The organism is Brevundimonas sp. MF30-B (assembly GCF_004683885.1).
Lineage (GTDB): Bacteria > Pseudomonadota > Alphaproteobacteria > Caulobacterales > Caulobacteraceae > Brevundimonas.
This window is the reverse complement of record NZ_CP038440.1, coordinates 1972808-1996235: the sequence shown is the minus strand read 5'-3', so window position 1 is coordinate 1996235 and position 23428 is coordinate 1972808. Positions and strand designations below refer to the sequence as shown.

22 protein-coding genes are annotated in these 23428 nt (G+C 67.9%); 10 read left to right on the top strand and 12 right to left on the bottom strand.

Going from position 1 to position 23428, the window contains the following annotated elements; genetic code table 11:
- The first annotated feature begins 49 nt into the window (after window positions 1–49).
- Both E4M01_RS10125 and E4M01_RS10120 read left to right on the top strand, forming a co-directional pair.
- A complete protein-coding gene (locus E4M01_RS10125) occupies window positions 50–2119 on the top strand; it encodes a response regulator (protein ID WP_135062859.1) in 2070 nt (689 codons plus the stop codon).
- A 160-nt stretch (window positions 2120–2279) separates the two neighbouring features.
- Complete coding sequence (locus E4M01_RS10120) at window positions 2280–3914, top strand: sensor histidine kinase (RefSeq protein ID WP_135062861.1); 1635 nt, start codon at window positions 2280–2282, stop codon at window positions 3912–3914.
- A gap of 102 nt (window positions 3915–4016) precedes the next feature.
- Here the strand turns inward: E4M01_RS10120 and E4M01_RS10115 are convergent, their stop codons facing one another.
- From E4M01_RS10115 to E4M01_RS10105, 3 genes are all read right to left on the bottom strand, one after another.
- Window positions 4017–4229 (bottom strand): hypothetical protein, encoded by a 213-nt coding sequence (locus tag E4M01_RS10115; RefSeq protein WP_135062863.1) that lies wholly within the window; start codon window positions 4227–4229, stop codon window positions 4017–4019.
- 465 nt (window positions 4230–4694) lie between these two features.
- Window positions 4695–5441, bottom strand: coding sequence for a protocatechuate 3,4-dioxygenase (locus E4M01_RS10110; protein WP_135062865.1), 747 nt, complete (start codon window positions 5439–5441; stop codon window positions 4695–4697).
- Window positions 5442–5500: 59 nt separating this feature from the next.
- On the bottom strand, window positions 5501–5887 hold the full coding sequence (locus tag E4M01_RS10105) for a hypothetical protein (protein WP_135062867.1): 387 nt from the start codon (window positions 5885–5887) through the stop codon (window positions 5501–5503).
- Window positions 5888–6077: 190 nt separating this feature from the next.
- On the opposite strand from E4M01_RS10105, the gene E4M01_RS10100 reads away from it, so the two are divergent.
- The gene (locus E4M01_RS10100; RefSeq protein WP_135062869.1) at window positions 6078–7202 is read left to right on the top strand and encodes a helix-turn-helix transcriptional regulator; all 1125 of its coding nucleotides are present in this window, start codon (window positions 6078–6080) and stop codon (window positions 7200–7202) included.
- 180 nt (window positions 7203–7382) lie between these two features.
- Here the strand turns inward: E4M01_RS10100 and E4M01_RS10095 are convergent, their stop codons facing one another.
- Window positions 7383–7895: a MarR family winged helix-turn-helix transcriptional regulator gene (locus E4M01_RS10095; protein ID WP_135062871.1), complete on the bottom strand. Its 513-nt coding sequence runs from the start codon at window positions 7893–7895 to the stop codon at window positions 7383–7385.
- 82 nt (window positions 7896–7977) lie between these two features.
- Between E4M01_RS10095 and E4M01_RS10090 the strand changes: the two genes are divergently transcribed.
- Entirely contained in the window at window positions 7978–8847 is an 870-nt protein-coding gene (locus E4M01_RS10090; RefSeq protein ID WP_135062873.1) for a DUF5694 domain-containing protein, read from the top strand.
- 385 nt (window positions 8848–9232) lie between these two features.
- Here the strand turns inward: E4M01_RS10090 and E4M01_RS10085 are convergent, their stop codons facing one another.
- On the bottom strand, window positions 9233–10936 hold the full coding sequence (locus E4M01_RS10085) for a response regulator (RefSeq protein ID WP_135062874.1): 1704 nt from the start codon (window positions 10934–10936) through the stop codon (window positions 9233–9235).
- A gap of 161 nt (window positions 10937–11097) precedes the next feature.
- Between E4M01_RS10085 and E4M01_RS10080 the strand changes: the two genes are divergently transcribed.
- The 3 genes from E4M01_RS10080 (at window position 11098) to E4M01_RS10070 (ending at window position 14548) form a co-directional block, all read left to right on the top strand.
- The gene (locus tag E4M01_RS10080) at window positions 11098–12081 is read left to right on the top strand and encodes a sensor histidine kinase (RefSeq protein WP_135062876.1); all 984 of its coding nucleotides are present in this window, start codon (window positions 11098–11100) and stop codon (window positions 12079–12081) included.
- A gap of 98 nt (window positions 12082–12179) precedes the next feature.
- Window positions 12180–13838: an MHYT domain-containing protein gene (locus tag E4M01_RS10075; RefSeq protein ID WP_135062878.1), complete on the top strand. Its 1659-nt coding sequence runs from the start codon at window positions 12180–12182 to the stop codon at window positions 13836–13838.
- Window positions 13839–14362: 524 nt separating this feature from the next.
- Window positions 14363–14548, top strand: coding sequence for a hypothetical protein (locus E4M01_RS10070; protein WP_135062885.1), 186 nt, complete (start codon window positions 14363–14365; stop codon window positions 14546–14548).
- A 61-nt stretch (window positions 14549–14609) separates the two neighbouring features.
- Here E4M01_RS10070 and E4M01_RS10065 read toward each other — a convergent pair whose 3' ends face one another.
- The 5 genes from E4M01_RS10065 to E4M01_RS10045 form a co-directional block, all read right to left on the bottom strand.
- Window positions 14610–15386, bottom strand: a complete 777-nt coding sequence (locus E4M01_RS10065) for a transglutaminase family protein (protein WP_135062888.1) — start codon at window positions 15384–15386, stop codon at window positions 14610–14612.
- Window positions 15387–15414: 28 nt separating this feature from the next.
- Window positions 15415–16200, bottom strand: coding sequence for a peptidase (locus E4M01_RS10060; protein ID WP_135062890.1), 786 nt, complete (start codon window positions 16198–16200; stop codon window positions 15415–15417).
- 108 nt (window positions 16201–16308) lie between these two features.
- On the bottom strand, window positions 16309–17127 hold the full coding sequence (locus tag E4M01_RS10055; protein WP_135062892.1) for a transglutaminase family protein: 819 nt from the start codon (window positions 17125–17127) through the stop codon (window positions 16309–16311).
- A 2-nt stretch (window positions 17128–17129) separates the two neighbouring features.
- Window positions 17130–18068, bottom strand: a complete 939-nt coding sequence (locus tag E4M01_RS10050) for an alpha-E domain-containing protein (protein ID WP_135062894.1) — start codon at window positions 18066–18068, stop codon at window positions 17130–17132.
- Window positions 18068–19489 (bottom strand): circularly permuted type 2 ATP-grasp protein, encoded by a 1422-nt coding sequence (locus E4M01_RS10045; protein WP_135062897.1) that lies wholly within the window; start codon window positions 19487–19489, stop codon window positions 18068–18070. Before E4M01_RS10045 ends, E4M01_RS10050 begins: the two co-directional genes overlap by 1 nt.
- Before the next feature lie 234 nt (window positions 19490–19723).
- Here E4M01_RS10045 and E4M01_RS10040 point away from each other — a divergent pair, with 234 nt between their 5' ends.
- The 3 genes from E4M01_RS10040 to E4M01_RS10030 are packed head-to-tail and all read left to right on the top strand — an operon-like array spanning window position 19724 to window position 21219.
- Entirely contained in the window at window positions 19724–20170 is a 447-nt protein-coding gene (locus E4M01_RS10040) for a hypothetical protein (RefSeq protein ID WP_167792137.1), read from the top strand.
- A gap of 47 nt (window positions 20171–20217) precedes the next feature.
- Window positions 20218–20919, top strand: coding sequence for an SOS response-associated peptidase family protein (locus E4M01_RS10035; RefSeq protein ID WP_135062901.1), 702 nt, complete (start codon window positions 20218–20220; stop codon window positions 20917–20919).
- A gap of 24 nt (window positions 20920–20943) precedes the next feature.
- Window positions 20944–21219 carry a hypothetical protein gene (locus tag E4M01_RS10030; RefSeq protein WP_135062903.1) on the top strand — a complete coding sequence of 92 codons (276 nt, stop codon included), beginning with the start codon at window positions 20944–20946 and terminating at the stop codon, window positions 21217–21219.
- Between the two features lie 166 nt (window positions 21220–21385).
- On the opposite strand, the gene E4M01_RS10025 is transcribed toward E4M01_RS10030, so the two are convergent.
- Together E4M01_RS10025 and E4M01_RS10020 are read right to left on the bottom strand one after the other, a co-directional pair.
- Complete coding sequence (locus E4M01_RS10025) at window positions 21386–22144, bottom strand: S9 family peptidase (protein WP_209316025.1); 759 nt, start codon at window positions 22142–22144, stop codon at window positions 21386–21388.
- Window positions 22141–23283 carry a DUF3182 family protein gene (locus tag E4M01_RS10020; protein ID WP_135062905.1) on the bottom strand — a complete coding sequence of 381 codons (1143 nt, stop codon included), beginning with the start codon at window positions 23281–23283 and terminating at the stop codon, window positions 22141–22143. Before E4M01_RS10020 ends, E4M01_RS10025 begins: the two co-directional genes overlap by 4 nt.
- Window positions 23284–23428 lie beyond the last annotated feature (145 nt).

Below are 23428 nucleotides of genomic sequence, written 5' to 3'. Positions count from 1 at the left end.
CTCCACGGCTCAACCGGGCCTTAACTTAACGTTGTCATGGGTGTCTGGAATGGAGAACGCCGCCTTGGACAGGATTTCGGACGGGGATAACGAGCAGCGGCGGCTCGACATGGTCAGGTCGCTGGGTCTGGCAGGCCGCGCGCCTGATGCGGGTCTGAGCGCCATTGTCGCCTTGGCGGCCGATCTCTCCGCCGCTGACGTCGGCGTTGTCGGACTGCTCGACGCCGACGTCCTCTGGATCATCGGCGCCCACGGGGTCGAACCCAGCCCCGTGGATCGTCGCGACTCCTTCTGCGACCACGTTCTGCAGTCGCCGAATGAAATCGTGTGGGTCGAGGATACGCTGAATGACGCCCGGTTCGCGTCCAATCGCTACGTGGTCGAGGCGCCCGCCGTTCGCTTCTATGTCGGCGCCCCCCTACGGGTGAACGGATGCGCGGTCGGCGCCCTGTCTCTTGCGGGGCCAGCGCCGAGAACGCGGGACGAAGTCGTCGTCCGGCGTCTGCGGCTGGCGGCGGAGGCTTGCGAAGCCGAGCTCGCGGATCGCCATCGCGGCCATGCCCTCCGACAGGCGCTGACCGCTTCGGCGGACGCCCTCATCGACTGCGACGAGGAGGGCGTTGTTCTGTCTTGGTCAGGGGGCGCGGAGCGCCTGTTCGGGCATCCGGCGTCCGAAGCCGTCGGATCCGAGATCACACTGATTATTCCGCCCGCGTTCCGAGATCGTCACAGGGCCGGCATGGCCCAATGGCGCCGCAGCGGCGCAGCGCGTCTGGGGCGTCGTCTCGAACTGCCGGCCGTGCGCCGCGACGGTTCCGAGCTGGACATCGAACTCTGGATGTCGGTGACGCATGACGGCGGCCGGACCCGGATCCACGCCAACATCCGCGACATCTCCGAGCGCCGGGCCCAGGCGCGCGAACTGGCGGCGGCGAAATCGAGCGCCGAGGCCGCCGACCAGGCGAAGACGGCCTTCCTCGCCACGATGAGCCACGAGCTTCGAACCCCGCTCAACGGCATCTCGGCCTGCGCCGGTCTACTGGCGTCGGCGGACCTCCCGTCCGAGGAGCGCAAGCTGGTCGACATCCTGGCGGGGGCGGCGGATCAGCTGGGACGTCTGATCGACGACGTGCTCGACATCGCGCGTGGGGATGCGGGCGAATTGAAGCTGGACCCGGCCCCTACGGATATCGGCCAGACCCTTGAGGAAGTCACCGAGCTGTTCCGATCGGAGGCGCAGGGCAAGGGACTGACGCTCACCGCGACTATCCCCGACGATGTCAGGCGTGTGGCTGTCACCGACCGGACGCGCCTGAAGCAGGTGCTGGGCAATCTTCTTTCCAACGCGGTCAAGTTCACTCAGGTCGGTTCGGTGTCGCTGACAGCGACCCGCGACGGCGACGTCGTGAGGTTCGAAGTCGCCGATACGGGCATCGGCATCGCGCCGGAAGCCCGAGAGATCATATTCGATCGCTTCCAGCAGGCCGACGGGACCATCACGCGGCGCTTCGGCGGGTCCGGTCTCGGCCTTTCCATCGCCCGCGATCTCGTCCGGGCGCTGGGCGGAGAGCTCGAATGCGTGTCAACGCCCGACAGCGGGTCGATCTTTGGATTCGCCCTGCGCCTTGAGGTCGTCGAGACTTCCGAGGCGTCTCCATCGTCAGACGAGCGCGCCGTCACGACAGGCGCCTTGCGCATCCTCGTCGTCGACGACCATCCCACGAACCGCCAAGTGGCGGGCTTGATGCTGCAGAGCTTCGGCTTTGCGACGAGCTTTGCGGAAGACGGCCGCCAGGCGCTGCAATCGCTTCGGACCGAGCCTTTCGACCTGGTTCTGATGGACATGATGATGCCGGTGATGGACGGGCTTGAAGCCACCCGCCGACTGCGGCGGGGAGACGCCGGCCAGCAGGCGCGGTCGATCCCGGTGATCATGCTGACGGCCAACACCCTTCCGCAGCATCGTGCGGACGCCATCGCCGCCGGAGCCGACGAGCATCTGGCCAAGCCCATCACGCCGGGCCGTCTGCTGGCTGCAGTTGAAGGGCGGATGTCGGAATCGTCCCGCCGGACGCCCACCAAGGCCGGCGGTTGTCCGGTTGATCAGCGCAAGCCCTGATGACGACCGGCCGACTGGGGCCGGCGCGCCGCGCGGCAGGGCTGCCGTCGCGCAGCGTCCCGGCCGGGCCAACCTATGATGTTGCGTCGGAGACCGACACCACAGACACAGGTTTTCCGGATAGGCGGCTTCCCGGGGGCTGAGCCGGAGGAGAGCTCTGATGGCTGCGGTCCAATCCATCGAGGGACGGCTTGCGATATTCGCGGCGGCGGTGTTCCTGCCGGGCGTCCTGGCCTTGGCGGTCCTCCTCGGCCTCAACATTTTCGAGGTCCGGCGCGCCCAGGAATTCGCCCTGCTGGCGAGCGCGCGCTCGGCCTCCGCCGCGGTCGATCTCCAGCTGGCGACCCTGTCGGCGACCGCCGAGACGCTTGCGGAATCGGACGCGGTCGCCGCTGGAGACTGGGCGCGGCTGGACCGCCGCATCGAGCGCGCCGAGCTTCCAGCAGGGGTGCTCGCCAGGGTCGGCGGCGCGGATGGCCCGTTTCCTGGACCTCCGGCGCCGTCCGCCGGATCTGCCGCGCAGCAGGCGGATCCGGTCGCACAGAGCGCCTCGCATCCCAGGTCCGCCCATCAGCGTACGACGGTTTCGGACCTGGTTGCCGGGCCGGACGGGCCGCCCGCCGTCGTGATCTCAGCGCCCGCCCCCGACACGACCCGGGACGTCGTCGTACAGTTGTGGATCGACCCCCGCATCTTCCTGTCAGAGCAGGCGTCGTGGGGGCTTCCCGACGCGGCGATGGTGACCCTGGTGGACACGCGTCGACACGTGGTTTCGCGATCCCGGCATTTCGAACGGTTCGTGGGTCGCTCCGCGACAGAACCCATGATCGCCGCAATGACCGAGGCGCCCGAAGGCGTCACCGCCAGTCGATCTTTCGAGGGGCTGCCTACGGTCGTGGCCTACCATCAGTCCAGGCTCTCCGGTTGGACGACCATGGTGGTCATGCCCCGCGCCTTCGTACTGCAGCCTGTCTGGCTGAACGCCCTGGCCCTGATCCTCCTGCTGGCGGCTCTGGGGGCCGCGAGCCTGTGGGCGGCGCGCAGGCAGAGCCAGGCCCTGTCCGCCGACATTCGCGCCCTGGAGCAGGACGCTCGGTCCATCGCCGCTGGGCGGCTCGTGGCTCGACAGCCTGTCCGGGTCGTCAACCTGGACCGCATTCAGGCCGCGCTCAGCGAGGCGTCCGCCGAGCTCCTGCGGCGCCAGGAACGGCAGATGCTCCTGATCAATGAGCTCAACCACCGCGTCAAAAACACCCTGGCGACGATCCAGTCCCTCTCGGCTCAGACCTTCAGGGGCGCGGAGCGCGAGCTGCAGTCGAAATTCGAACAGCGCCTGGGCGCCTTGGCGGCGGCGCATGACCTCCTCACCCAAACCACCTGGTCGGCCGTGGACATTCGCCAAGTCGCGGCCCGCTGCGGCGGCCCCAGCGGGCCAGAACAGGTTTGCATGACCGGTCCTTCGGTTCTGCTGCCTCCGGAGGCGGCGCTGGCCCTATGCATGTGTCTGCATGAGCTGACGACGAACAGTCTGAAGTACGGGGCCCTGTCGCGGCCTCAGGGACGGGTCGATCTGACCTGGACGCTCGAAGGCGAGGAGGTGGCGCTGACCTGGCGCGAGCGGGGCGGGCCGCCCGTGCGCCCCCCGGAGCGGACGGGATTCGGAAGCCGTCTGATCGACCGCCTCGTCAAGCATGAGCTGAACGGCGGCCTCGAGCGGGATTTCAGGCCCGACGGGCTCATCGTCGTCGGCCGGTTCAAACCGGGGCCCAACGCCCGTTGGAATTCGACGCTGTAGTCGCGTGGTCCTCGACGGCTCGGGTATAAGCGGTCCGGCCGCAGTGCAGATCTCGAGGGGCGTCTCCGCCCTTCAGGCGGCGGCTGATCTGATGGGCGTGGCTCAAAGAGGGACGACGAACACCCTCTCATAACCTTCGTCGTCCGGCGTGGGGAAGACGACGACGTCGTCGTGTCCGCCGTCGATGAGCGAGCGGGCCAATCGATTGAATTCGTCCTCCCGCCCCCGTCTACGGATGAGCGTGAGGCCGTCGTCTCCCGACTCCAGCCGATAGGCCGGATGATCATCGCGCACTTCATCAAGAAAACGCCCCATGTCTTAAGCCTGCACTCTGTTGCGCCTGGGTCAAGCGCGACCCTCGAGCGCACCGACCCAGGCCGCCTTGTCGATGGGGCGGCTCCGGCGCGGAGAGGAAGGGAGAGGCGAGCAGGGCGCCCGTCAGACGTCTCAGGGAGCCCGGGTAGATCCCGCCGCCTTTCGTAGCATCGCTCGGCGCCGAGCGATGCTTGACCGGCCGCCGGAGCGCGAACTTCGAGCGCGATGGACAGCTCGTCAGGCATCCTTGGGGCCGGTGTCTGCAGGGACGTTCAGGGCGTCAGGAGATGTTCCTAATGAAGGACCAAGCGTTTTGGGCCTGTCTGGCGCTCGGGCCGTCAGGAAGGCGGCCAGCGACCTGACGTCAGTGGCGCAGTGCTCTCCGCATAGAGGCCGCCGCTCCGTAGGGACGCCGATGGCAGGCATTCCATAATGAAGGATGGCCTGTCGGCGAGGCGCGACAGATCAGATCGCGATTACGAGATCATAATGGGCCGCCAGGGCCCCGCTCTCGATATCGTTCCGAGGCACATAGGGGCGAATGATCCCTTGCCGCTGAACGGGGCTCGCCATGAGCAGGAGGGCGAAGTCCGTCTCATTGCCGGGATCGCCTGCGACATACAGCTGGGTTGTCAGGCGCCGGACGCCACGCGTCGAGACAGCGACATGGATGTGCGGCGCGCGATGGATCGGGCCCCAGGGCGACGGCGACGAATAGGGGACCGGCTTCAGGGTTCGGAACCGGAAGGCGCCCCCCTGATCGGTAAGCGTCCTGCCGTACCCCTGGAAGCCCGGATCTCGGGGTCGGTCGCGGTTGGGATCATCGCGATGGAGGTATCGACCCGTGTGGTCGCACTGCCAGATCTCCACAAGAGCTGATCCGACGGGCTCGCCGAGTTGACCATGGACGACGCCTGTCAGATGGGTCACCTGCCCCTGCGCCTGGGCGTCCAGGCCCGCCACTCGAACCAGGTCGGCGTCCTGGTCGCTGGGCATGTCATCATAAGGATAGAAGGGCCCCTCCGGCTGGAACACCGTCGCTGGCCGGATCGGCGGGATATCCTGAGCCCGGGCAAGCGCCGGCGCCGCAAGAATCGTCAGGGCGCCCCCGAGATTCCCGATAAGCCGACGCCGGGCTGGGCAGTCCAGAGTCCTGCGGCCATCGAGGGCGGCAGGATGGGTGGGGGCTGTGGTCGCCTCATCAGTCTGCATGCGTGCACCATGGCTGCTGCCCGGCTTGCGGCCCTCCGGCCGCTGCCGGCTGATCTGGACTAGGGGGTGGCGAGTCGGTCCCCGGCGATCAGGGTCACCGTGGCCTCGTCGCCATAGCTGTCCATCTGGGTCCAGGTGTCCCCGACCTTCTTGTCCGGGAACATGGTCTCGCAACGGAGGTTCTGGCCGGGCGGGAGAGCCGGGACCCTGGTGATCCAACACAGGTGGCGGTCATCGGCGAGCCAGTCGCCGCTCCCGCGCGCACCATCGGGCGTTTGGATCTTGAACGTTCCATCTGCTGCGAAGCTCTGAAGCACGACATTGGCGCCGTACCGGACCTCAAGGCTGTTTCCGACCAGTACGGCAGCCGGTCCGGCAGTGCGGTCCAAGGCCTGTGCAGCCGGCGAGCCGGCCTGAACGGCCGCGATCAAGGCGAAGAACAACATGGTCATCTCTCCAAAAAAGCTGAGCCCGCAAGCAGCGAAGGCGGATGAAGTGCATCCAAGGGGTCGGCTGTCGGCCGCTTGGCGACATGCCCTTGAGAGCCTGCTGCCGGTGATCGAGCCGCTGCGCGTTTCATGAGGCCTCCGGTCGGCAGGAACGGGCTTTCGGTAGCCGACCCTAAAGACGTGCTGCGTGGCGCGAATACCTCAATTGGGCTATGGCTCAGGCAAATCCGCCACGGGCGATCGGCTGAACCGCATGGATGTGATCGACCAGCTGTATGAAGCGGCGTGGGCGCCTGAGCAGTGGCCGGAGGCCCTCCGGGCCATGTGCGCCCCCAGTCGATCCACGCAGGCCGTCATGCTTGTTTTCCCCGCCGGGTCCGATCCGGTGGCGACGGGATACAACATACCGCCTCAGACCGATCGGGACTTCATCTCGGAGCGCTGGAAGCGGAGCCCGGCCGTCACCTGGGCGCTGCAGAACGGTCACGCGGAGTTTACGCCCTTCACGGCGGCCTTCACCGCGTCAGAACTGGCCGCCGATCCGGCTGTCAGCCAGCTTTACGACCTCGGCCTGGGCGACTGCCTGACGAGCATGCTGTCGTTGGGCGACGGGGACATGGCCGGGTTCATGGTGGCCCGTGCACGCGAGCTGGGAGATTACGATCCGGTGGAAGCGGCTGGCCTGGACGCCCTGCGCCCCCATCTGGTCCGGTCCGTGATGGTCGCTGCGCGACTGCGCCTGGAAATGGCGCGCAGCATGGTCGACGCCCTGGGCCGCCTTGGCCTTCCGGCCGCCGTGATCGATCGCAGAGGCCGTGTTGTCGCCAGCAACGGCTTGCTGGACCGGATTCCTGGAGCCCTTATCCCGACCGCGTTCGGCGGCCTTGCGCTCGCCGATCGGCTGAAAAACGATCGGCTCAAGCTCGTCTTGGCCCGTATCGGCCTGGGCGAAGACGGGCCGGCGACATCCATTCCCATCGCGGGCGCCGCCGACTGCCCGCCCGTCCTCATTCACCTGCTGCCGGTCCGGGGCCGAGGGCGGGACCTGTTCGGCGACGGCCACATCGTGCTGGTGGCGTCGCCGACCAGACCCCGCGCCCTCCCACGGCCTGATGTCCTCCGCGCCCTGTTTGATCTTTCCCCGGCCGAGGCTCGGCTGGTCGGCGAGCTGGCCTGCGGCGGAAGCCTCCCGCTTGTCGCGCGCCGTCTGGGCCTGTCGGTTCACACCGTTCGGGTTCAGCTGCGCGCCGTGATGTCAAAAACGGGCGTGCACCGACAGGCGGAGCTCATGCGTCTTGTGTCGAGCCTGTGAGCCCTCAAAGTCGTCGGAGATGAATGGAATCGCTGGATTCTCTAGAGCTGGAGCTCCAGGAGGGGCGCTTGCCCGTGGTCCGGAAAACGCAATGGCGGTCATCGGCGCCGGTTCGCGGTTCTCACGTCTGCCTCTCCCAAAGGGAACCTGATGCGCCAACCCACCGGCGCCCCCCCTCCGTCAGCGGCGCGTCTTCTGCTGTGCGGCGCGAAGTCGATCGCCCATCCCTTGACGGCGGCACGCCGCCTCCAGTCTCCACAAGGCTTCAAAGACGTCCGCATCGGCTTCGCAGAACAGGTCCTCATAGGCAGCCAGGATGATCGCATCCGCCTTTAGCATGCGCTCCACATCCTTTCGGCCTGTCTGGGTCAGGGTGATGATCGACTTGCGGCCGTCGGAAGGATCGCGGGCGGCGGACACCAATCCAAGCTGGGACAGCTGCTTGATCCAGCTGATGGCGAGGGGATGCGACTGATGGATTTCCTGCGCAATGACGGTCACCGGCAGGCCGCCCCTTCTGTAAAGCAGGCGCATGGTCGAGGCCGTGCGAACGGGGGCCAGGACGCCGTACTGGGGGTACCAGTCGGAAAATCCGTCCACGAGCCGGTCGGACAGTCGGCGAAGTAGGTGCGCCAGGAAAGGCACGCCTTCGCTCTGCACAAAATCCGCAGCCTTGTCCGGTTCCCGCGCCATGCCTCGCCTTAGCTTTGCGTCGGCCCTGTCTGTATGTAAAAGTTTACGGATCATTCCACAGGGCAGGACCATGAGACGGCATTTGGGTTTGATTGCAATGGCGCTGGCGGCGGCGTGGTGTTCCGGCGGGGCGGCGAGTGCGGGGGCGATCCGAGGTGAGCCGGAGGCCCGGCCGGCCGCCCTCCGTCCTCAGCCTGTGGCGGACGTGATGCTTGTCGGCGTCTACCACATGCACAATCCCGGGGCGGACCAGCACAATTTCGAGGCTGACGATGTGCTGGCGGAGAGGCGGCAGGCCGAAATTGCAGCCGTCACCGCCCGCCTTGCGGCGTGGAGCCCCGATCTGGTCCTGGTGGAGTGGACGCGTGACGATGCAGCCCGGCTCGATGCTCTGTACGACCGCTACCGGGAAGGCGGCGGGCGCGACAACCGCAATGAGATCGCTCAGTTGGGTTTCCGGCTGGCGGACGCCCTGGGCCACGACCGCGTGGCCGCGATCGACGTCGACATGCCCTTCGTCGCGGACGAGCAGATCGCCGCCGAGGCGCAGGGCGACGCCCGCCTTTTGTCGCTGAAGGCCGAGATCCAAGCCTATGGCCAGGACGTCGTCGCCCGGCAGGCGGAGCGCCTCAGCGCGCTCAGCGTCGGCGACTATCTGGCGCATCTGAATTCGCCGGAGAGCCTCACCGAAAACCACGACTACTATGTCCGTCACCTCATCCGGCTTTGGTCCGGTGAAAATCAGGGCGGCGCCCACACCATCCACAACTGGTACGGCCGCAACATCTTCATCTTCCAGAACCTGCTGCGTGAGGTTGAGGAAAGCGGCGGGCAGGCCCGCCGCGTCGTGGTCTTCTTCGGCTACGGACACGTGCCCACCCTGGCGCAACTGATCGAGGACACCCCCTGGCTGACCCTTGTCGATCCTTCGCCCTACCTCGCGGATCGCTGAGGCGGCCCGAACCTTGTCCGGGTGCTGGGCCTGTCGCTGATCGCCCTTTCGCCGGCCGCCGCGGCAGCGCAGGAGGATTTGAGCGACCTCTGTGCGCTGGACGACCGTTTCGACCCTGCGAGAGGCGATCTGTCGGCGCCAGCGTTATGGCCGTCGACGCCGAGGGGGAGGTGGCACAGATTGACCTGCCGCTGGACGCCGGGGTCGAGGTGCGTCGCTTCACCTATGACCAAGGGGGCGCACACCCAGGATCGATAGGGTCGGCAAGATTGCGGGTCAGGCCCTGCCGTGCGCCCAGCGCATGAGGCTGGTCGGAGTCAATCGGTCCTCCGCCCTTTCCGCGATCAGCGGAGGTCGATGCAGGCCAGCGGCCCCGACCGTGCGGTCAGGCTTCGGCGTGTCCGAAATCTGAACGCTCCCGTCCCGGACCGGTCCGGGCGCCGTTGCGCAATGCGGCCTGGACCCGGTCGATGAGGTCGGCGGGTTTATAGGGTTTGCCCAGCACATCCATGGCCTCGGGCTGCGGTCCGTCGAGCGCCATCTGGTCGTTGTAGCCCGTCGTCATGAGGATTGGCGTGGCGGGACTGAGCCGATGGATCTCCTGCGCAAGCGCGACGCCGTTCATCTCGCCGGGCATGACGACGTCGGAAAACACGAGATCGAACGCCCGGGTCTCGAGCGAAGTCTTGAAGAGGTCCAGCGCCCGCTCGGCGTTATGCGCCACCGTGACCCGGTATCCGAGGTCGGTGAGGATCTCTGCGGACATCCCGGCGATCTCTTCTTCATCCTCCACCAGAAGAATACGAGGCGCGGCCGTCAGATTGACGGGCCGGGCCTGGAAGCCGGACGGTTCCGGCTCGTTGACGGCTCGCGGATCCACGGCCGGGAGGAGGAGCCTGACGACCGTGCCCTGATTGACCTCTGACTCGATCTCCAGAAACCCGCCCGATTGCGAGGCGAAACCGTGCGCCATGGCCAGGCCCAGACCCGTGCCCTTGCCTGTGGGCTTGGTGGTGAAGAACGGCTCGACGGCCCGGTCCCGGACCTCCGTCGGCATGCCCGGCCCTTCGTCGATCACCTCGATCGAAACGTAGTCGCCCGCAACCAGCCCGCCCCGCGCGCCCTCGCCGAGCACGACCTTCTTGACCGCGAGGGTGATTTCGCCTTCTCCGCCCAAAGCGTCGCGCGCATTGATCACCAGATTGATGAGCGCGGTCTCCAGCACGATCGGATCGACCTTTACCGACGGCAGGCGGCGCTGAAGGTTCAGTTGCAGGGTGCAGCCGGGCCCCGAAGTGCTGTCCAGCAGCTCGGCGAACCCGTTGACGAGCGCGCCGACCTCGACCGCTTTCGGCTCCAGTCGGCTGCGACGGGCGAAGGCCAGCAACTGGCGGGTGAGTGAAGCGCCTCTCTGGGCGGCCGTCCGGGCGGCGTTCAGGAAGCGATCAAGGACGGCGGGCTGATCCCGCTTCGAATCTATCCGCTCCAGGCTGCCGTCAATGATCTGCAGGATGTTGTTGAAGTCATGGGCGAGGCCTGCGGTCAGCTGCCCGATCGCCTCCATCTTCTGTGACTGGGCCGTCTGCTGCTGCGCCTCCCGGCGGGCCGTCACATCCAGCTGACTGGCGAAGAAGTAGAGCAGCTCTTGATCCGGACCGTACACCGGGCCGATGAAGACCGCGTTCCAGAACGGCGAGCCGTCCCTTCGATAGTTGAGAATTTCGAGCGCGATCGCTTCGCGGGCCGCGATAGCCCGGCGAAGCTCCGCGATCGAGTCCGCGTCGGTTTCCGCGCCTTGGAGGAAACGACAGTTCCGACCGATGATTTCGGGCGGTTCGTATCCGGTCAGATCCAGAAAGGCGTTGTTGGCGAAGACGATCGGGTTGTCGGCCTGCCTGGGATCCGTGAGGATCATGGGCATCCGGGTCATCTCCAGGGCAGCGAAGAAGACGCCCCCGCGATCGTCCAGCCCGTCGTGGTGGATGACGCTCTGCTTCCAGTGCTGTTTGCCCAAACGCCCCATCAGAGTCTCATTGGGCGTCTCAAGCTGACCGTCCGCAGGCTGGCCCGAAGCCTCATCATCCTGCATTGGATTTTCCTGTTTCGTCGATTGATGCTCCGACAAGGGAAAAGCACGACGATTTGCAAAGGTCCACCCGCGCAGAGAAAGACCGGAAGGCGTCTCTGGACTTGAGCTGGCCCGTGTCGATAATAGGCGCCGACAGGCGCCCCCGCGTTTGTGGGACCTGCATGCACCGCGACATCTTTCGAACCCCGGCGTGGCGTGGATATGGCCTGGCCTTCGCTGCCTGGGCTGCGGCTTTCGGGCTCCGCTACGGCCTCGCGCCCTGGTTCCCGCCCGGCTTCCCCTATCTGACCTTTTTCCCGGCGGTGGTGCTGGTCGCCTATTACGCCGGGCTCCGGCCCGCGATCCTGACCGCCGCACTGTCGGGCCTGTCGGCCTGGTGGTTCTGGATCGGTCCACCCGGCTTCGATCTCGGCTTTGCCACGCTCGTGGCGATCGCCTTCTACGTCTTCGTCGTGGCGATCGACATCTTCTTCATTACAGGCATGGACGGCGCGTCGCGGCGTCTGGGTCGCGAGGTGGAGCGCAATGCAGCGCTCGCCCGCAGCCGTGACATCCTGTTGAAGGAGGTGCAGCACCGCGTCTCGAACAACATCCAGGTCGTCAGCGCCTTGCTTAGCGTCGAGTCGCGCGGAACCACCGATCCAGGGGCTCGCCGGGCCCTCGCCAACGCCTCCGCCCGCACCGCGCTGATCGCCCGGATCCAGCGCAGCCTGGCGGACGCCGATCAGCAGGCGACGGCGTTCGAAACGCTTGCGCGACAGGTCGCGCGTGACGCGCTGCAAGCCGCCGCCCGCGACGACGTGGTCCTGCAGATCTCCGGCGACGGTGTGGTGCTTTCGGCTGAGGAGGCCACGCCGGTCGTCCTGATCATGCTTGAATGCGTGAACAATGCGCTTGAGCATGCCTTTCCGAACCGGCCCGGCCGGATACGAATCAGCCTTTCGGATGAAGACGGAGTCCGCACCCTGATCGTTGGCGACGACGGAGTGGGCGTGGGGCGTGACCAGCAGGCGGTCAAGGACAGCCTCGGCCTGAAGATCATCCATGCGCTGAGCCGGCAGTTGGACGGTCGCTGGAGCCTTGAACCCGCCGACGTCGGGACCGTCGCCCGACTGACATGGCGTGCGGGCGGTCCGCCACGCTGAGGCGAGCCGCCTCCCTCGCTTTCCAAGCTTGGCCTCGGGGTCTTGGAAGGGGCTGACAAGGCGCCTAAGGTCGGCTCGGGGTTTGTCGCAGGGCGCGCGTGCAGCATCATCACAGCCTGATCTTCGTCGGTCTCTCCGTCGGCGTCGCGATCGCAGGATCCTGGACAGCGCTGGATCTGTTCGAACGGGTTCGAATCCAGGCCGGCCGCGCCCGTCTGACCTGGCTCATCATCGTCTCGCTCGTCATGGGTGTGAGCATCTGGTCGATGCATTTCATCGCCATGCTCGGCTTCGATCCGGGATCGCCCGTCGGTTACGATCCCGGCCTCACCGCCGGGTCCCTGGTCCTGGCGGTCGGGGGCACGGCCGCCGCCTTTTTCATGGCGGTGATGGGATCGGGCGGGGCGGCCCGGCTTCTGGCCGCAGGCGCAGCGATGGGCCTTTCCATCTGCGCCATGCACTACGTCGGCATGGCCGCGCTCAGAACGGCCGCGTCGCTCGGCTATCGGCCGCAATATGTGCTGGCGTCCATAGCCATCGCCATCGCGGCGTCGACCGCCGCCCTGTGGGCCGCCCGACGGCGACGCTCCCTCCTGTGGCGGAGCGTCGCCGCCGTCATTCTCGGCCTCGCCATTGTGGGCATGCACTATACCGCCATGGCCGCGCTGGTGCTCACGCCGACCGGACTTCCCGGGGCGCCGCCGGGGACCGATCCCGTCGTTCTGGCTGTCGCGATCGCGGCCGGGACCGGACTGGCCGTCCTCACGGTGCTCGCGGCCTCCCTCCTTGACGAGAGGCAGGCCCTGCTGAGCGTGCTCGACGCCGGCGACGTGGGCTATTGGGAGGTCGATTTCCGCACCGGGCGCCTCCAGGCGTCCGAGCGCACGAAGCGCCTCCTGGGTCTGGATCCGGCCGCCCCGATGAGCCAGGACGTCTGGCGCAGCACCCTGTCGCCGGACGCCCAGCTCAGGCAAGACGAAATGCTCGACATCGCCCGGAGCTCCGGTCGCACCTACCGCGCCGAGTATCGTCTCCGGAACGGACGGTGGGCGGGCTTGCGCGGCCGCGTGGTTCGCGATCGGCGGGGCCGAGCGCTTCGCATCGCGGGCGTGCTGCTCGACCTGACCGATAGGGAAGAGTCCCTGCAAGCTCTGGAGGAGAGCCAGCGTCAGCAGCAGCTTCTGATCAATGAGCTGAACCATAGGGTCAAGAACACGCTCGCGACAATCCAGGCGGTCGCCGCGCTGTCGGCCCGCCGTGCGACCTCCATGCCCGCCTTCGTCGACTCCTTTCAGGCGCGGATCGTCGCGCTGTCTAAGACACAGGACCTGCTGACGGCCCAGGGCTGGGAGAAGGCTGACGTCCGGCAACTGCTCGAAGCCGAGCTCTCGCCCTACGCCAGCGACCAGGTCCGGCTGAGGGGTCCGGCGGTGTCGATGGCCTCGGAACACGCCCTGGCGCTCGGCATGATTTTTCACGAGCTGGCCACGAACGCCGCAAAGTACGGCGGGCTCAGCGCGCCCGGCGGACGCCTCGACGTCGAATGGGTCCAGTCCGGAGACACGATCACCCTGGACTGGGTCGAGCGTGGCGGGCCCCCGGTGAAGCCCGTGTCGAGGACCGGCTTCGGCTCGGAACTGATCGCAAAGAGCCTAAGGGGAAAGCTGCAGGGGGAGTTCGCGGCCAGCTATCTTGCCGACGGATTCCGGTGCAGGCTTTCCGCTTGCACAGGAAGTAAGACTACGGCGGCCCCGTGACGCCTCGTCCGCTGAAGACTAGCCGTTAGCCTTCGGCGCCCGCTGGTTCGGATGGACGTTTGCAGGTCGCCGCCCTTAAGCGCCAAGACCGATCGGCTTCGCCATTTCATATCTAGCGCGCTAGTAAGGCGGAGCATCGGATAGTCCAATCTCAAACCGAACGTCTCGCGATAGGACTCAAGGTCCCTCGGCGCTGCACGGACGTCGGTCTTCGGGGTTGGGGAGCAATGCCCGCTTTTGACCCTTTGCGGTCAAGCCGACGACGCCGGAGCCCACGCGTCAGGGCCGTGGGCCCTTCGCATAGGATCCCAGGCCAATGGTGATTTCGGCCATGAAGACGCGGTGCGCCTCGGGGCTGCTCATGATCTCGCGCGCGCTCTTCGGTCACCCGGGCGTTCGCCAGCCTCTCCATGAGAAGATGCCGATCGTGGGGGCGTGTGAAATCATAATTCGCTTATCTATGTGTTATTTAGCACGTTTTTGAGCATTGTTGGAACGTCCGGAAACAGCATCCGAGAGCTTTGGTGGGCGTCAGCCGCGTCTCACAGCTGGCGGACAACATCGCCACGATCGACCTGCGCCTGAGTCCGGGCCATCTCGCCGCCCTCGACGCCGCCGGCCGGCCGGACCTGCCCATGCTCTACGGCCTCTTCGGCGGCGACCTGCGCCGCCAGGTGGTGTTCGGCGGGGCGTCGGTGCTGGCGCGATAGGAAAGGTCCGTTCGGCCTGGAGGTCGGGCCTGACCCGCAGGCGGGCGCGCCGGCGTCCGCCTCAGGCGGGCTGGGCGGTGATGCTCTGGCTCACCATCGTGCAGGGTCCGCGCGTGGTCAGGAAGGCGATGTCGGCCGCGTCCCGGCCGCAGGCGATCCGCACAAGGCCCTCCACGGGCGCCAGGCCGGTGGGATCGACCAGCCACCAGCCGCCGTCCAGCCAGACCTCGAAGACGGCGTGGAAGTCCGGGGGCTCGAGTTCGTGGGCGTAGGCGCTGACGGCGCGGGCGGGAATGCCGGAGGCGCGGCACAGGGTGATGCCGAGGTGGGTGAAGTCCCGGCACACGCCCGCCCGGTCGATCAGGGTGCGGGCCGCGGTCGTGTCGGTGTCGGACACCCCGTGCTCATAGTCGATATTGGCGCCGATCCAGTCGAGGATGGCCTGGACCCGGGCCCCGCCGACCGTGTCGCCGAACTCGCGTGACGCGAACCGGCCGAACTGGTCGGAGGGGCAGTAGCGGCTGGGCGAGAGAAAGGGCAGCACCTCGGCGGGCAGGTCGCCCCAGTCGGCCTGGACCAGCTCGGGCCGGAGGGGCTTGAGCCGGCCGTTGTCGACAACCGCCTCATAGGTCAGGGTCACTTCGCCGGAGAGGTGGCAGCGCAGGGTCCGCGCGCCGAATTCGGGGTCGAGGTCCTCGAGGCAGGCGACCGGCGGATCGAGGGTCAGGGTCTCGCTGACGATGTCCTGACCGGGCCAGCGCGCCGCCTGGATCTTGTAGATGGCGTCCGTCGGGGGAACGAAGCTGTAGGCCAAAGCGGCCCGCACACGCAGTTTCATGGGAGGGTCCGTCAGTGTCGCCGGCCGCTCAACGCCCGCCGGCGGCCCCTGTTCCGGCGGCGGTTGAGGCGTCCTCAAGCCACGGCGGATTGGGCATGGCCCGGTGGGCGGCGGCAAGCGCCTCGGACCAGCGACGGCCGAGATCCCGGAAATAGGGATCGTCGGCCTCCAGCCGCCGCTCCTCGCCGGCCAGGGCGTCGCGGGGGATGAGGATGAGGTCCAGCGGCGGACCGACGGCGATGTTGGACCGGATGGTCGAGTCGAAGGAGATCAGCCCGAGCTTGACCGCTTCGGACAGCGGGGTGTCGGCCCTCAGGGCTCGGTCCAGGATCGGCTTGCCGTACTTCAGCTCGCCGATCTGCAGATAGGGGGTGTCGCGCCCGCAGGCGATGAAATTGCCCTGGCCGTAAATGAGGTAGAGCCCCGGGGCGCCGCCGGCGATCTGTCCGCCCAGGAGGATGGAGGCGTTGACGTTCAGCCCGTCGGCGGCCGGCGTCGGGGGGGTGTTGATCGTGGCCCGCACCGTCGCCAGGGCGTGACCCAGGATCTGGGCCGCGCGGAACAGGGTGGGGGCGGTCTCCAGCGTTTCCGGCGCGTCGGAATCTGGAAGGACGATCCCCTCACGAACCCGGGCCAGGGCGGTCTGGGTGACCGACAGGCTGCCCGCCGTGCAGACCGCCAGAACCCGCTCGCCCGGGACAGACCAGGTGTGAAGCTTGCGATAGGACGAGATGTTGTCCACGCCCGCATTGGTGCGGGTGTCGGCGATCATCGCCAGGCCCTTGTCCACCAGCATGCCGACGCAATAGGTCATGGCGGTCTTCGCTCCCCGGATGCGAAGGCCCCACGCTAGCAGATTCGCGGGCGGCGGGAGCAGGGCGGGCGGGAAGGGCCCGCAAGGCGTAATGCCGGGAGCGACGACCTATTGTTGTGACGCCGCCTGGACCGGGCGGACGTCGAGGGCGACGGACAGCTGTTCCGCGCCTCCGCCGTAGCTGGACCCCCGGATCGGCGCGGCGCCGAGCGCGTCCAGACCGATCGCCACCCGGACATGGTGTTCGGTGGGGCAGACGCCGTTTGCGGGGTCGAAGCCGACCCAGCCCAAGTCCTCGACATAGGCCTCGGCCCAGGCATGGGCCGCCTCCTGGGCGTGACGGCCGTCGGACCGGTTCAGGTGGCCCGAGACATAGCGGGCGGGCACGCCGAGGCGGCGGGCGCAGGCGATGAAGATCTGGGCGTGGTCCTGGCACACGCCGCGCCCCAGGGCGAAGGCCTCCGCCGCGGAATGGCTCGCGGTGGTGGCGCCGATCTCGAAGGCCACATCCCGGCGAACGGCGTCCATCAGGGCGTGCAGCCGATCGAGCGTGCGGCCGGGCCGGACCGAGCGGGCGTAGTCGGCAAGGGCCGCGTCCGCCCGGGTCAGCGGGGTGTCGCGCAGGAAGACCAGGGGGGGCAGGCGCTCGACCTGGCCGCTCAGCACGCCGCCGGTGTCGCTGGTCGAGACGTCGCCGGTCACCCGCAGGGTCAGGGCGTCGGTCGGACGCTCGGTGTAGAGGGTGTGGACGATGTTGCCGAAGGCATCCTCGGACCGGCGCAGGCTCGCGTCGACATCGGTCTCGATGCGCCATTCCCCGACCTGCTGGCCGTCATGGCCGCTAGGCGTCAGCCGCAGCACCTGGATGATGTGGCGGGCGGCCCGAGCGTAGCTGTAGCAGGTGACGTGGTCGATCCGGATCCGCATGGTCAGGCCAGGTACTGCTCGGAGATGGCGGCGCCCAGGGCGTTGTTCTCCTTGAGGAAGGCTTGGATGTATTCGTGCAGGCCGGACTGGAAGATGTCCTCGATGCGGGCCGTGTTGAAGCGGGACAGGTGGGCCGAGGCTAGCCGCTGGGCCGGACCGCGGCGGCCGTAGTCCGTCGCCAGCCGCTCGAGATAGCTGACGATCATCCCCTGACAGCTGGCCAAGGAGCGGGGCATCTGCCGGTTCAGGACCAGCAGGTCCGCCACAAGCCAGGGGCGGACGGAGCCGCGGTAGACCCAGCGATAGGCGGTCAGGGCCGACACCTCCCTGAGCAGGGTGGTCCACTGGAAATAGTCCAGCTGGCCGCCGACCCGCTCGCCCGGCGGAAGCAGCAGATGGTATTTGACGTCGAGCAGACGCGCGGTGTTGTCGGCCCGCTCCAGCGCCATGCCCAGCCGCAGGAACCAGTAGGCGTCGTTGCGCAGCATGGTGCGGGACGCCGCGCCCTCGACGGCCAGGGCGGTCGCCTTGACGAAATCCAGGTAGCCGACGAAGTCGTCGCGGCGGCTTGGCTGGCCGAGCTCGTTCAGCCCGTTCCAGGCGCCGTTGATCGCCTCCCACAGCTCGATGGTCAGGGCGGTGCGCACCGACCGGGCGTTGGTGCGCGCGCGGGTGAGGCAGGCTTTGATCGAGGTCGGATTGTCGGCGGCGAAGGCGAGGAACTCGCGCACCGACTTCTCGGAGACGGTCCGGCCGCCCGCATCGAACGCCCCCTTCATGCCGGACGAGGCCAGGGCGCCGGCCCAGGCCGACTGGGCGGCGTCGTCGCGGGTCGGCAGGGCCGCGAGCCGCACCGCCGCTTCCAGGATGCGGGCCAGGAAGTCCGCCCGCTCCATGTAGCGGCCGGTCCAGTACAGGCTGTCGGCGGTTCTTGAAAGCATCAGTCGTCCAGGACCCAGGTGTCTTTGGTGCCGCCGCCCTGGCTGGAGTTGACCACCAGCGAACCGGCCGTCAGGGCCACCCGGGTGAGGCCGCCCGGGATCACCTCGACCGCGCCGGGGCGGCTCAGGACAAAGGGGCGCAGGTCGATGTGGCGGGCGGCGAGCGCCCCGCCCGCCAGGGTCGGCGCGGTCGACAGATTGAGCGTCGGCTGGGCGATAAAGGCGCCCGGATCGGCGATCAGCCGGGCGCGGAAGGCCTCGAGCTCCGCCCGGGTCGCCGCCGGGCCCACCAGCATGCCGTAGCCGCCCGAGCCGCCGACCTCCTTGACCACCAGCTGGTCCAGCCGGTCCAGCACGGCCTTGAGGTGGTCCGGCTCGCGGCAGCGCCAGGTCGGCACATTGCTCAGCAGGGGCTCCTCGCCGGTGAAGAAGCGGATGACCTCCGGCATATAGGTGTAGACCGCCTTGTCGTCGGCGACGCCGGTCCCCACCGCATTGGCCAGGGTGACGCGTCCGGCCTGATAGGCGGCCATCAGCCCGGGCACGCCGACCGTCGAGTGCGGCCGGAAGGTCAGGGGGTCGAGATAGTCGTCGTCGATGCGGCGGTAGATGACGTCGACCCGCCGGAATCCCTCCGTCGTCCGCATGAAGACGGTGTCGTCCCTGACGAAGAGGTCGCGGCCCTCGACCAGCTCCACCCCGAGCTTGTCGGCCAGGAAGCTGTGTTCGTAATAGGCGGAGTTGAAGGGACCGGGAGTCAGGACGACCAGGGTCGGATCGTCGCCGGAGCCGGGCGGGGCGGAGGCCTGCAGGGCGCCGAGGAGGCTGTCGGTGTAGTCGTCGACGGGCCGCACCCGATGATCGGCGAACAGGTCTGGGAAAAGCCGCATCATCATCTCGCGGTTCTCCAGCATGTAGGAGACGCCGCTGGGGGTGCGCGCATTGTCCTCGAGCACCTGAAAGCCGTCCTCGCCGGTCCGCACCAGATCGACCCCGGCGACATGGCACCACACCCCGCCGGGCGGCCGGCGGCCCTGCATCTCGGGCCGGTACTGGGGGTTGGTGAGGATCAGTTCGGCCGGCACGACGCCGGCCCGCAGACACTCCTGAGGGCCGTAGATGTCCTGGAGGAAGGCGTTGAGGGCGCCCACCCGCTGCTTCAGGCCCGCCTCAAGGCGGGCCCATTCCGTGGCATTGATGATGCGCGGCACCACGTCGAAGGGAATGAGCCGCTCGTTGGAGTCCGCGTCCCCGTAGACGGCGAAGGTGACCCCCATGCGTCGGAAGAACAGCTCGGCCTGCCGGGAGCGCGCCTGCAGCAGGTCGGGCGGCGCCTGCCGCAGCCATTCGGACAGGGCGTGGTAGCCCTCGCGCACCGGCCCGGATCCGTCGCCTGCCATTTCGTCGAACGCCTGGGTCATGGGCTCTCGCTGCGGTCAGCAACGCAGACTGTGCCCAGCGACTGGCGGGGCGCAACCGCTTTGTTGCGTTGCGGCATTCGATCTGGCCTACGAAATCGTGAGGCAACTCAGCCCAGGCCCCTGCATTGGGGCTCCATGACCGTCCTGGGCAACCTTCTCGCCGCCACGCACCGCTTGATCCTTATCCTGTCAGGGCGGGAGCGGCTGTTCTGACTGAGAAGAGAGTTTCTCGAGATGGCGAAGTCGAGACTGAAGGTCTTTTCGTGGTCGGACGGGTTCCATGCCTTTACCGTGGCGGCGTCCTCGCGTCCCAAGGCCCTCGCTGCCTGGGGCATGAGCCGGGACATCTTCAAGGACGGCTTGGCCCGAGAGATCCAGAGCGGATCGGACTACGACGCGGCAGTGGCTGCACCGGGAGAGGTCATCCAGCGCGGCGAGACGATCGACGAGGGGAAACTCGGGACGCGTCCAAAGGCTCGGAAGGCGACGCCGCCGCCAGCAACCGACAAGAAGCGGAAGGCGCTTGAGGCCGAAGTCGAGACTTTGGACGAAGAGTGGGGGGATGCTCAGGCGGCCTTCGACGCGCGCCAGGCGGCTTTGGCGGACGAACGTGACAAGGCGGCCAGTGCTTATCGCAAATCACGCGAAGCGCTCATGCAGAAAATCCGCGGGCTGCGTTGAGAGGTGCTGGGCTCCACAAACCCTGGTCGTCGTGAGAGCGTCCGCTGATGTGCAATCTCTATCGCCAGCGCAGCGGCCCGCAGGCCATCCTGGATCTGGCCAACGCCATGCGGTCGGACGTGGGCAATCTGGCTCCGGGCGAGGTCTACCCCGACTACGCCGCGCGGATCGTGCGCTGGGACGGCGATGAGCGCGTGCTGACCTCGGCGCGCTGGGGCCTGCCGTCGTCGAAGAAGGCGCTGTTCGACGCGGCGACGAAGCGGGCGGACAAGCTGCGCGCCAAGGGCAAGGACGTCGACTTTCCGAAACTGCTCGAGCTGGAACCGGACAGCGGCACGACCAATGTGCGCAACACAGCCTCGTCGCACTGGCGGCCGTGGCTGGCGCCGGAGCATCGATGCCTGGTCCCGTTCACGGCCTTCAGCGAGCCGGGCCGGGACGCCGAGGGCCGCTATCGTCCGGTCTGGTTTCGACTGGCCGGCGACGACCCCGAGCCCTTGACCTTTTTCGCCGGCGTCCAGGTGCGGGGGTGGTCCTGTGTCCGCAAGATCAGGACCGGCATGGAGACGTGCGACCTCTTCGCCTTTCTGACGACCGAACCGAGCGAGCCGGTGAAGTCGGTCCACCCCAAGGCCATGCCGGTGATCCTGACGACATCTGAAGAGCGCGAAACCTGGATGCGGGCGCCGTGGGATGAGGCGAAGGGGCTGCAGCGAGCCCTGCCGGAGGGCGCATTGACGATCTGCTGACCGACTCGGCTTAAGCGTCGGCGCATGACGCCCGAAGACCTGAACGCACGTCTCGACACCATGGCGGCGGAAGCCAATGGCGATCCTGCCCGGATGCCGGGCCTGATCACCGTCCAGACCGACGACTGGATTGCGCGTATCGCGACCATTGATCGCCCCCGGCCGCGCACCATAGCGGATGGCATCCGCATCAGGGACATCAAGGTCGCGGTCAGTTCGACGGCGGAGACGAAGGTGCTCACGCGCGCCGAAGCGGGGGAGGCGGGCGAGCCTTACCGAGATCTGACGGCGGCGACCTGAGACGAGGAGCGCGCGCCGGGCATGAGCCGGAGCCGGCGGGAGCGGAGCGTCGGCGTGTTCAACGCGTCCGGCTCAGGCAAATCTGCTGCAGCTCGCCTATCGATCCGTCGTGGACATCCCCACAGAACACCTGCGTGCAGCCGCCGCCGCACTGCGGGAGACCCTGTCAGCGGTAGGACCTCCGGCTGGCGCGCACCATCTCCTCGAGCCAGTTGATCAGGATCGTCGCATAGACGCGCTGGTCGGCCGGATCGCGCATCGCGTGGGTGGCGCCGGAAATGACGCGATGGGTGAAGGATTTGGCGCGCTTGAAGGCCGATTGGTAGGACAGGATCACCTCGGTCGGTATGCGGTCGTCCTCGCCGGACTCCACGATCAGAACATCGCCCTCGAAGGCTTCGCAGGCCGCCAGGGCGCGGTCCTCCTGCGGCGTCCGGGGCTGTTCGCGGTAGGCGCGGACCTCGGCCTTGTCCAGCCGGGCCTTGGGCGTCTCCCAGCCGGCGTCGGGATAGAGGGCGGGGACGCGCAGGGCCAGCCACCGCACCGGCCGGTCCGCCGTCAGCAAAGCGGACAGATAGCCGCCGTAGCTCGTGCCGATCACGCCGATGGAGTCCGCCTGGATAAGGGGCTGGGCGGCCAGATAGTCATAGGCGGCCGTGACGTCGTCCAAGCCGTCCTGGCGGGTCACCTCATCGCGTCTCGCATCGCTCTCGGCGTGACCTCTGAGATCGAAGGTGAAGCAGACGCAACCCAGGCGGGCGATCTCCTCGGCGTGGTCGAGATCCTCCTCCTGGTCTCCGCCCCAGCCATGGACGAAGAGGAATCCCGGCACGGGGGCCTCGGGCTGCAGCAGGGTGCCGGACAGCTTCTGGCCGTCGACCGTGAGCTCGACGCGGCCCTCCTGGATGTCGACCTGATCCTTCACGCCAGCCTCACCGCATATTTGGTCATGGCCCCGACCCTGGGGTCGACGCCGCTGAAATAGGTGACGGCGTGCTCTGGGACGGCCGCCTTTCCATAGACTTCGACCGTCGCGGTCTCGACCTGGAGGAGATCGGGAAACCGGGCGAAGGCTTCGAGCGCGGCGACCTCGGCGCCGGTGGCGCCGCCGACGCGCCAGGACTGTTCCAGCACGCCGACGCGCCGCCGGCGCCGGACGTCCCGGCCGGCCAGGACGTCGTAGTTGCGCCGGGTGAGGATCATGTCCGGATAGGCGCGTCGGGCCGCATCGTCGAAGACCGCCGCGCAGCGGACGGCCTCGACCGCCTCAGGCTGCAGGCCGAGGTGGGTCAGGCGGTCCAGGCCGCCGCGGACGCAGCGCAGCCGGCTCCCGCCGTAGACGGTCCGGCCCTTGTGGTCGACGGTCTCCTGCTGGTCCCCGACATAGCTGATTTCCAGGCCGGCGACGGAGAGGCTGCCGACGCTGTAGGTCTCCACCTCGTCCATATTCTCCTCGATGACCACGCCGAACCGTGCGAGTTCGTCCGAATCCTGCTCGGCCATGACGGCGTCGAGCTCCTTGGCGTTGCGCACGACCGTCTGGCCCAGACTGGCCTTGCCGTTCACATCCTTGACCCGCGCCGGTCCGGTCTCGAGCAGCCGTCGGCCGGCCTCGAGCGCGTCCGCGACACAGAAGGCGGTGTAGCCGTCCAGGGCGGCGTCGCCGAGCCGCTCCGCCATGGCGCTGGACCAGCCCGGCGGACAGGCGGCGTCGGGATGGATCAGGCCGTGAGTGATGGCCTTGGTCGCCACGAAGGCGTGAGGCACCCGCCCGCCGAGCAGGCTGGTCGTCGTCAGCGGCGCCTGCGGTCCGACGCCGTCGACCAGGGTCTCGCGCGGGACGAGCAGGACGTCGGGGCCGACGTCGTCGGTCGACACCACCTCGGGCCTGAGAGGGAGGCGCAGGAGCGTCGCCAGGCGCGCGACGAGCACCTCGCGCGAAGCCTGGTCATGGCGGTTGCCGCCCCGCTGGTTGGTCGGGCTGTACAGGGCGATGCCTGACAGGGCCCGCGCATTGGTGAAGGAGGGAAAGGGAGCGACGTCATGGGCGGCCAGGTCGATCATCGCGGTCTTTCTGAAGGGCCAGGCGTCTCGGTCCGGGACCGCAGATCGTCCGGCGTGCTGGACACCAACTCGCAGGTCCCCGTCCTGATCCTGAGGCGGAGAAAGAAAGCGGATGAGCGGGATCGCGAACGATGGACGGCTGCGG

Excerpts from the sequence above, each read along its gene's own strand:
- E4M01_RS10125 (WP_135062859.1), top strand. The coding sequence starts at position 50 with ATGGAGAACGCCGCCTTGGACAGGATTTCGGACGGGGATAACGAGCAG.
- E4M01_RS10120 (WP_135062861.1), top strand. The coding sequence starts at position 2,280 with ATGGCTGCGGTCCAATCCATCGAGGGACGGCTTGCGATATTCGCGGCG.
- E4M01_RS10115 (WP_135062863.1), bottom strand. The coding sequence starts at position 4,229 with ATGGGGCGTTTTCTTGATGAAGTGCGCGATGATCATCCGGCCTATCGG.
- E4M01_RS10110 (WP_135062865.1), bottom strand. The coding sequence starts at position 5,441 with ATGCAGACTGATGAGGCGACCACAGCCCCCACCCATCCTGCCGCCCTC.
- E4M01_RS10105 (WP_135062867.1), bottom strand. The coding sequence starts at position 5,887 with ATGTTGTTCTTCGCCTTGATCGCGGCCGTTCAGGCCGGCTCGCCGGCT.
- E4M01_RS10095 (WP_135062871.1), bottom strand. The coding sequence starts at position 7,895 with ATGGCGCGGGAACCGGACAAGGCTGCGGATTTTGTGCAGAGCGAAGGC.
- E4M01_RS10085 (WP_135062874.1), bottom strand. The coding sequence starts at position 10,936 with ATGCAGGATGATGAGGCTTCGGGCCAGCCTGCGGACGGTCAGCTTGAG.
- E4M01_RS10080 (WP_135062876.1), top strand. The coding sequence starts at position 11,098 with ATGCACCGCGACATCTTTCGAACCCCGGCGTGGCGTGGATATGGCCTG.
- E4M01_RS10065 (WP_135062888.1), bottom strand. The coding sequence starts at position 15,386 with ATGAAACTGCGTGTGCGGGCCGCTTTGGCCTACAGCTTCGTTCCCCCG.
- E4M01_RS10060 (WP_135062890.1), bottom strand. The coding sequence starts at position 16,200 with ATGACCTATTGCGTCGGCATGCTGGTGGACAAGGGCCTGGCGATGATC.
- E4M01_RS10055 (WP_135062892.1), bottom strand. The coding sequence starts at position 17,127 with ATGCGGATCCGGATCGACCACGTCACCTGCTACAGCTACGCTCGGGCC.
- E4M01_RS10050 (WP_135062894.1), bottom strand. The coding sequence starts at position 18,068 with ATGCTTTCAAGAACCGCCGACAGCCTGTACTGGACCGGCCGCTACATG.
- E4M01_RS10045 (WP_135062897.1), bottom strand. The coding sequence starts at position 19,489 with ATGACCCAGGCGTTCGACGAAATGGCAGGCGACGGATCCGGGCCGGTG.
- E4M01_RS10040 (WP_167792137.1), top strand. The coding sequence starts at position 19,724 with ATGGCGAAGTCGAGACTGAAGGTCTTTTCGTGGTCGGACGGGTTCCAT.
- E4M01_RS10035 (WP_135062901.1), top strand. The coding sequence starts at position 20,218 with ATGTGCAATCTCTATCGCCAGCGCAGCGGCCCGCAGGCCATCCTGGAT.
- E4M01_RS10030 (WP_135062903.1), top strand. The coding sequence starts at position 20,944 with ATGACGCCCGAAGACCTGAACGCACGTCTCGACACCATGGCGGCGGAA.
- E4M01_RS10020 (WP_135062905.1), bottom strand. The coding sequence starts at position 23,283 with ATGATCGACCTGGCCGCCCATGACGTCGCTCCCTTTCCCTCCTTCACC.